This window comes from Pseudoalteromonas sp. A25 (assembly GCF_009176705.1).
GTDB lineage: Bacteria > Pseudomonadota > Gammaproteobacteria > Enterobacterales > Alteromonadaceae > Pseudoalteromonas.
The window spans coordinates 99,895-107,500 of record NZ_AP021846.1 but is presented as its reverse complement, the minus strand read 5'-3'; the positions used below and the strand labels follow the sequence as shown (position 1 = coordinate 107,500).

Annotated in this window: 6 protein-coding genes (1 of these 6 cut by a window edge); 3 read left to right on the top strand and 3 right to left on the bottom strand. The window is 41.3% G+C overall.

Annotated elements, in window-relative coordinates; translation table 11 throughout:
• On the bottom strand, positions 1-144 hold the 5' end (the start) of the coding sequence (gene gppA / locus GDK41_RS00485; protein WP_152084584.1) for a guanosine-5'-triphosphate,3'-diphosphate diphosphatase. 1,359 nt of this gene lie to the left of the window's left edge; only the first 144 of its 1,503 coding nucleotides appear in the window; the start codon lies at positions 142-144; its stop codon lies beyond the left edge, outside the window.
• Between the two features lie 46 nt (positions 145-190).
• Complete coding sequence (rhlB, locus tag GDK41_RS00480) at positions 191-1,462, bottom strand: ATP-dependent RNA helicase RhlB (RefSeq protein ID WP_152084583.1); 1,272 nt, start codon at positions 1,460-1,462, stop codon at positions 191-193.
• Positions 1,463-1,553: 91 nt separating this feature from the next.
• Between rhlB and trxA the strand changes: the two genes are divergently transcribed.
• From trxA to GDK41_RS00465, 3 genes are all read left to right on the top strand, one after another.
• Positions 1,554-1,880 carry a thioredoxin TrxA gene (gene trxA / locus GDK41_RS00475; RefSeq protein ID WP_152084582.1) on the top strand — a complete coding sequence of 109 codons (327 nt, stop codon included), beginning with the start codon at positions 1,554-1,556 and terminating at the stop codon, positions 1,878-1,880.
• Between the two features lie 207 nt (positions 1,881-2,087).
• A complete protein-coding gene (rho, locus tag GDK41_RS00470; RefSeq protein WP_152084581.1) occupies positions 2,088-3,347 on the top strand; it encodes a transcription termination factor Rho in 1,260 nt (419 codons plus the stop codon).
• 340 nt (positions 3,348-3,687) lie between these two features.
• Complete coding sequence (locus tag GDK41_RS00465) at positions 3,688-4,734, top strand: methyl-accepting chemotaxis protein (protein ID WP_232056494.1); 1,047 nt, start codon at positions 3,688-3,690, stop codon at positions 4,732-4,734.
• Here the strand turns inward: GDK41_RS00465 and GDK41_RS00460 are convergent.
• Positions 4,711-7,557 carry a response regulator gene (locus GDK41_RS00460; protein ID WP_152084579.1) on the bottom strand — a complete coding sequence of 949 codons (2,847 nt, stop codon included), beginning with the start codon at positions 7,555-7,557 and terminating at the stop codon, positions 4,711-4,713. The two genes, GDK41_RS00465 and GDK41_RS00460, sit on opposite strands and share 24 nt — an antisense overlap.
• Between the last annotated feature and the right edge of the window lie 49 nt (positions 7,558-7,606).

The following is a 7,606-nucleotide window of genomic DNA, read 5'->3' as shown; positions in this document are numbered from 1 at the left end:
ACCGGCTGCTAAACGCACTTTTCGCTTAACTCGTCCAATTGTGTGAACGCCACCTGCTGCATGTCTTGCAATAAGCATGTGAAAGCTGTTGGACCCTAAATCAATAACCGCAAATACATCGCTTTGAGGAATTTTTTGCACCACTACTTATAAACCTCTAAAAACATCGATCAATGTGATCGCCTCACTCTTAATTAGAGCGTTGTTTTTGGTAACTACCTTGACGGCGACCGTTATTTCGGTTGCGTGGCCCAGAAGGGTAGTTCCTTTTCCTTTGAATATTAGGCTTGGTTATATCATCAAGCAATGCTGTCTTGTCATAATGTGACAATGGAATTGAATGCTCAATGTAGGCCTCAATTTCGTGCAAATTATATGCATACTGCTCACATGCAAAACTAATAGCATGACCAGATGCACCTGCTCGGCCCGTACGCCCTATTCTATGTACATAATCTTCACAATCATCTGGCAAGTCAAAATTAAATACGTGACTCACTTCAGGGATATGTAATCCCCTCGCAGCTACATCAGTTGCCACCAAAAAATCAACCTCACCTTTGCTGAATTGCGCTAAAATACTCTGACGCTTTTTCTGATTTACATCACCAGTTAACAAACCTACGCGATGCCCATCAGCTTTTAGCCAGGCATAAACGTTTTCACAACTTTGCTTGGTATTAGCAAAAACAATCGCCTTTTCTGGCCATTCTTCTTCTATTAGCGTCAATAGTAGCGGGATCTTATCATCGTGCGACGGATGAAATAGCTCTTCTTGGATCCGTTTACCCGTTTTTACATCAGGCTCAATTTGTACATGCTCAGGGTTAGTCATGTGCTCAAAAGCCAACTCTTGAACCCGATACGACAACGTCGCAGAAAACAACAAGTTAAGACGCGATGATGTATCTGGCATACGATTAAACAAATAGCGTATGTCTTTAATAAAGCCCAAATCGAACATACGATCGGCTTCATCTAGTACTACAACTTCAATTTCATTGAGGCTGTAAGCGCCTTGCTTATAAAAATCGATCAAACGCCCGGTAGTACCAATTAAAATATCTACCCCATTTTCTAGTTGCGTGCGTTGTTTTTCGTAATCTTCGCCACCATATATCAAACCTAGTTTTAAATTACACTGTGGCGCAATAACTTTTGCATCTTTATGTATCTGAATCGCTAACTCCCGAGTGGGAGCCATGATCAGTGCCCTTGGGTGTTTTCTGGATGCGCCTTCTTTTTGCAACAAGCGGTGGCAAGTGGCTGTTAAGAAAGCCAAAGTTTTACCTGTCCCCGTTTGAGCTTGGCCCGCGATATCGCGACCAGCAATGATAAAAGGCAAACACTTTGCTTGGATTGGCGTACAATATTCGAAGCCATTCTCAGTTAAACCGGCGACCACTTCCGGTGCTAAAGCAAAGTCAGAAAATTTTTTATTGGTCAAATGTGTCTTAGTCATAGCGATAAAGCATAACGTTTAAACTTGCAATAAGAAACAAGAGTGTTTAAATACGCATTAAATAATTCGCCAAATTCTAATGGAGAGCGCAATGAGCGACAAAATAATTCAACTTACCGATGATAGCTTTGAAGCAGATGTACTTAAATCAGATAAGCCCGTGCTAGTAGATTTTTGGGCTGAATGGTGTGGTCCTTGTAAAATGATTGCTCCGATTCTGAACGAAGTAGCTGAAGAATACGCTGATAAAGTGACTATAGGTAAATTAAACATTGACCAAAATGCTGGTACACCACCTAAATTTGGTATTCGCGGTATTCCTACCCTTTTGCTATTTAAAGACGGTGCAGTTGTAGCAACTAAAGTAGGCGCATTGTCAAAAACTCAGTTAATCGAGTTTTTAGATAGCAACGCTTAATTTGTCAGTGCACCTGTTTTTTCAGACAAAAACAGGTGCACACAGCTTAGAGATACAGTCCTTTCAATATTTTTAACACAAAATTTGTATAAAGACTGGACGCCCAGCGGCCTAACTGCTAATTTATACATCACTAACCTTTAGCTTTACCAAATCAACCTCTCTCGTAATAACGAGAATGACAAGTGAAATAAAGAACCCACCAATATGCATTTACGCGAACTTAAAGACAAGTCAATTAATGAACTTGTAAAACTAGCCGAGTCTATGGGACTCGAAAACGTAGCCCGTCTAAGAAAACAAGACATAATTTTTGCCATTTTAAAAGCCCACGCCAAGAGTGGCGAAAACATCTACGGCGGCGGTGTTTTAGAAATTTTACAAGATGGCTTTGGCTTTCTACGCTCTTCAGAAGCTTCTTACTTAGCAGGCCCAGATGATATTTATGTATCACCGAGCCAAATCCGACGCTTTAGTATGCGCACAGGTGACACCATCAGCGGCCTTATTCGTCCGCCAAAAGATGGTGAGCGTTATTTTGCCTTATTAAAAGTCAACGAAGTTAATTTCGACAAACCTGAAAACTCTCGTACTAAAATATTATTCGAAAACCTTACCCCTATCCACGCAAATGAACGTTTTGTGATGGAAAGAGGCAATGGTAGTACCGAAGACATCACGGCTCGAGTACTCGATTTAGCATCACCAATAGGAAGAGGCCAACGCGCCCTTATTGTTGCTCCGCCTAAAGCGGGTAAAACGATGCTTTTACAAAATATCGCTCAATCAATTACCTATAACAACCCAGATGCAACGCTAATGGTATTGCTAATCGATGAGCGACCTGAAGAAGTAACCGAAATGCAACGTCTTGTAAAAGGCGAAGTCATTGCATCAACATTCGATGAACCAGCTAACCGCCACGTACAAGTTGCCGAAATGGTTATCGAAAAAGCGAAGCGCTTGGTAGAGCACAAAAAAGATGTCGTCATCTTGCTTGACTCAATTACACGTTTAGCGCGTGCTTACAACACGGTGATCCCTTCATCAGGTAAAGTATTAACCGGTGGTGTTGACGCTAACGCTTTACACAAACCAAAGCGTTTCTTTGGTGCGGCGCGTAATGTTGAAGAAGGCGGCAGCTTAACAATTATCGCTACAGCGCTTATCGATACAGGCTCTAAAATGGATGAAGTTATCTACGAAGAGTTTAAAGGCACAGGTAACATGGAGTTACACCTTAATCGTAAGATTGCGGAGAAGCGCGTATTCCCTGCTATTGACTTTAATCGTTCAGGTACCCGTCGCGAAGAACTCTTGACGAAAGCGGATGAGCTACAAAAGATGTGGATCTTACGCAAGATTGTTCATGAAATGTCAGAAATCGACGCAATGGAGTTCCTTATTGATAAGCTATCAATGAGCAAAACTAACGACGAGTTTTTTGATTTGATGCGTCGCAAATAATCACCTCTTTGTATAAAAAAAAGTCTGTTTTTACAGGCTTTTTTTATACACAAATTTGGCTTCATCAAATATTATAAACTATCATTTACGTGGTCTTTTAGTCGCTAAAAGGACCTGTTAAATCATGAAGAATGCGCCCTTTATCTTGCTTTTTTTATCAAGTCACGCGCTGTTAATTATCGGTGTTAGCTTATTTTTCTCATTGCAGTTTGTGATAATTCTTACATTACTAGGTGTCACGTTGGGATGCACGCTTTGCTTTTTTTATTACCAAAGCTGCAAAAGGCCTCGTACTGAGTATTTAGAGCAACTCTTACATGCGTTAGTAAAAGAAAGTAATGTGGATCTAACATTTCGCTTTGATGAAACAAACAGAAACCTACCAAAAGTGTGCTTTGCACTTAACGCAAGCCTCGCAACGATTGAGCATATGATCGGTGAGATCCATGCTTCTTCAGCTCGACTTTACCCAATGGCAGATAACTTGCGAGATACCTATGCATCCATGACACAAAAAGCGTCTATACAACATGCTCATGGCCAAGACCTTGCAGCATCAATTAATCGGATCCTGGCTGTTTCTCGGGAGCTAGACGAGAACCTTGATAAAATTTATCACTCTGTAGAAGATGCTACGATTGCCGTAAAGCAAACACGCAAAGATACCGACAAGAGTCAGCAAAGTCTGCTCGGTTTAGTTGATAATATCGAGCAAACGAGCAAACAAATAAGCACTCTAAAAACCGATAGTGATGCAATAAGCTCAGTCATAGAGGTGATAAACGCCATAGCAGAGCAGACCAACTTGCTTGCATTAAACGCAGCGATTGAAGCAGCCAGAGCCGGAGAGCAAGGCCGAGGATTTGCAGTCGTTGCAGATGAAGTACGCAGCCTTGCAGCCAGAACCAGTCAGTCAACACAACAAGTCAGAGATATGGTCACCAAAATTCAGTTAGGCACTGACAGTGCACACAAACTCATGCAAGAAGCATTAGCACAAACAGAGCAAACCGTTTCTCTATCTGAAGCATCTACCAAAGAAGTTGATCAAATAGAACAAGCCATGATCAGCGTCAATGACATGTCGCAAAACATTCATACGCAAGTCGAGCAACAAAAAGCGGTTTATGATGAAGCACAGACCAGTATTGAGTCTATGGTAGAGCTAAACTCTGATGCGCTATCGAGTTCAAAAATTCAGGCCGTATCCAGTAGCGATTTACTTAATCTTGCCGTCACCATCCGTGACAAGTTGTCATTATTTAATGTAGATTTTGCTTCAGTTGATACCTCACAACGCGAAGCAAAGGTGGCAGAGCAAAAGCAAGAAACTCAAAGCTCTAGCACATCAAAAAAAGACGACTCAGCCAACGTCGAGCTGTTCTGACAAGCTTAAAAACTCTAATTCATCACACAATATAAGGTATAAATTTTCAGCTTGTTTATATTCTTCATTTTTCAGTACACTTTCTAATTGTCGCGCTATATTTGCTAAAGAACCAAAATTGAATGTACTTGCTGCCCCCGATAAACGGTGACAAGCTCTTTGCAAATTAAACCACTGCTGTGTCTGCCAAAACTCGATTATAGATGCTCGTTCGCTCGCTAAAGTTGCCACAAAGCTCGATGCTAAATCACTCATGTCTAATTGGCTCAAAGGCGCAACTGAGGTGACTGATATGTGCCTTTGTAATACTTTTAATAACATTTTTCTATCAAGAGGCTTACCCAAGTGCCCAGTAAAGCCAACCTTTAAGTACGACTTAATTTCATGCTCCATCACATTGGCCGTCAAGGCATACACGGGTTGATCAAAGCCTGATAGATGCAATAAGTTGAGCGCCTCAACGCCATCCATTTTTGGCATTTGAATATCCATAAACACAATATCCGGATATTCTCTTAAACATATTTCGACAGCTTCTTCCCCGTTCTTTGCTGCAAGCACCTCTAACCCTAGTTGCTCCAAAATACGTTTAAAGAGCGCGCGGTTGTCATCATGATCTTCCGCAACTAATACTTTACCGTGTTCCCATATAATGGTTTGAGGTTGTTCCTCATGGTTTGGCAGCTCACTATGCTCAGGAGAGCAAGGTATAAATACTATGAACTCACTGCCTTTATCTAACTGACTGTTAACACTAATGCTGCCATCCATTATCTCAGTAAGTTGTTGCGATAAACATAGCCCTAATCCAGAGCCGCCAAAGCGCCTCGTAATACTATTATCACCTTGCTGAAAACTCTCAAACACTCGACCTAATTGCTCTGGGCTCATACCAATCCCTGTGTCGAATACCTTAAATACCAAACCCGATGGGTGACAGCTTACATGTAAGCCTACTTTACCCTGTTCCGTAAACTTTACTGCGTTCCCGAGCAAGTTAATCAAAATTTGCTTCACTCGCATATAGTCGAGTTTAACGATAACAGAGTCGTCAAAGTCACCTTTTACGCTAAACTCAAGCCCCTTTACCTTGCAAGCGTTATGAAACATGTCACTGATATCATTAAGCAAACTTTTGGCCGTAAACTCTGTATATTCAAGCTCTAAGCGCTGCGCCTCTATTCGACTAAGGTCAAGCACATCACTTACTAGCCCTTTTAAGTGCTCACCTTGTCGCTGAATAACTCCTAAAGATACCTGTAAATCCGGATTACTCGCATGGTCATTGAGCATTGCTTCTGCCTGACCTATGATGGAAGTTAGAGGGGTTCTGATCTCATGGCTAATATTTGCCAAAAACTGATTCTTGACTTGATTGGCCTTGCGCAGCTCATCTGCCACTCGCTGCAACTCAGCTGTTCGCTCAGCTACCTTTTCACGTAACTCTACTTTGGCATTCTTTTCAGCTTGCTTGTAATACAGGCTCACGACGGCAATAAAAAGCGACAAGACGACCATCGCGCTAAGCCAGATAACTTGCTCTCGCTTGTCGATTTGCAGAGCTTGCAAAGCTTGATTTTGCTTTAGCTCCATGATTTCACGGTTCAATTCGGCCGCTTCAATGCGATTTTGATAATCGACCATTTTGGCCAATACATTTTCATTCAAATATTCTGACTGTTCAGTTTTATACTGAGTAAAACTCTCCAGTGCTTGTTTATGCTGACCGACGCTGGCTTGCAGTAAGGCCAAAGTCGCCAATTCTTCACGTTCTAGATAACGAGCACCTAACTGCTTAGCAAGCTCGAAAGATTCTTCAACCATCTTGAGGGCCATATTCACTTCACCTTTGGCAAAAAGTGACTTTGCTAAAGGAAACAGTGCTCGCATGCGTCCAGATTTGCTATTGATCTTTTCAGCATAATACAGCGCAAAGTTGGCTTCTTTTTCGGCTAATTCAAAATTTCCTTGCGCAATACTAACATTTGCCAGATAAGTATATTGAACCATTAAAAGGTCGGTATTATTCTCAGCTTCATAATAGTCAATGGCAGCTTGATAATAGTGTCGAGCAGAAAGGTTTAAGCCTTTTTTGCTATATAGCTCACCTAAGTACGAATTTGCCAATGCGATACCATAGTTATCATTGAGCTCTTCAAAATATTTAATGACCGTACCGATCATCTCTTGAGCAGTGTCAAATTGATACTGGCGGATATATAATGCTGACAAGTTGAGCATAATGTCAGCTTCATCTTGCAGATTCCCTTGCTGTTGGTATAGCTTTTGCGCTTCGCCATAATGCGTAATTGCTCTACTTAACTCATTCGTTTCAACATACACAAGGCCCAAGTTATTGTGCATGTGTGCTTGTTCAAGCGGCTGTTTACGCTTAGTGGCAATACTCAAAGCTTTTTTGTAAAGCTCAACAGCGGTGTTATATTTGCCCTGATGAAAGGTATTGATCGCTAAAAGTTTGGTTGCAAAGTAATAGCCTTCACTTAGCGGCATCTGCTTGTATTGCGCTTCAATCTCTTTTAAGTAACGTTCAGTGGTAGCAAAATCATCTCGGTTAAACGCTGCTTTAGCCAATACTTTTAATACATCAAAATGCTGCTTGTCAGTGATATTTGGATGAGACAACAATTGATGGCCCTTGATGGAAATATCCTGCCAATCATCAAGGTCGGCTAATTGCTCTATTTGTGCAGCCAGTGATTGTGGCGTTGATAACTCAGAAGAAGCATGACTTAGGGGCGTCACCAAAGAGTTGAATAATAACGTGGCATATATCACCACTTTAAAAAACAGCCTATTTACCATCCTTGTAATCACCGTGTTAAACTTGAATCATGCTATGCTGAAGATACAC

Excerpts from the sequence above, each read along its gene's own strand:
- rhlB (WP_152084583.1), bottom strand. The coding sequence starts at position 1,462 with ATGACTAAGACACATTTGACCAATAAAAAATTTTCTGACTTTGCTTTA.
- trxA (WP_152084582.1), top strand. The coding sequence starts at position 1,554 with ATGAGCGACAAAATAATTCAACTTACCGATGATAGCTTTGAAGCAGAT.
- rho (WP_152084581.1), top strand. The coding sequence starts at position 2,088 with ATGCATTTACGCGAACTTAAAGACAAGTCAATTAATGAACTTGTAAAA.
- GDK41_RS00460 (WP_152084579.1), bottom strand. The coding sequence starts at position 7,557 with ATGGTAAATAGGCTGTTTTTTAAAGTGGTGATATATGCCACGTTATTA.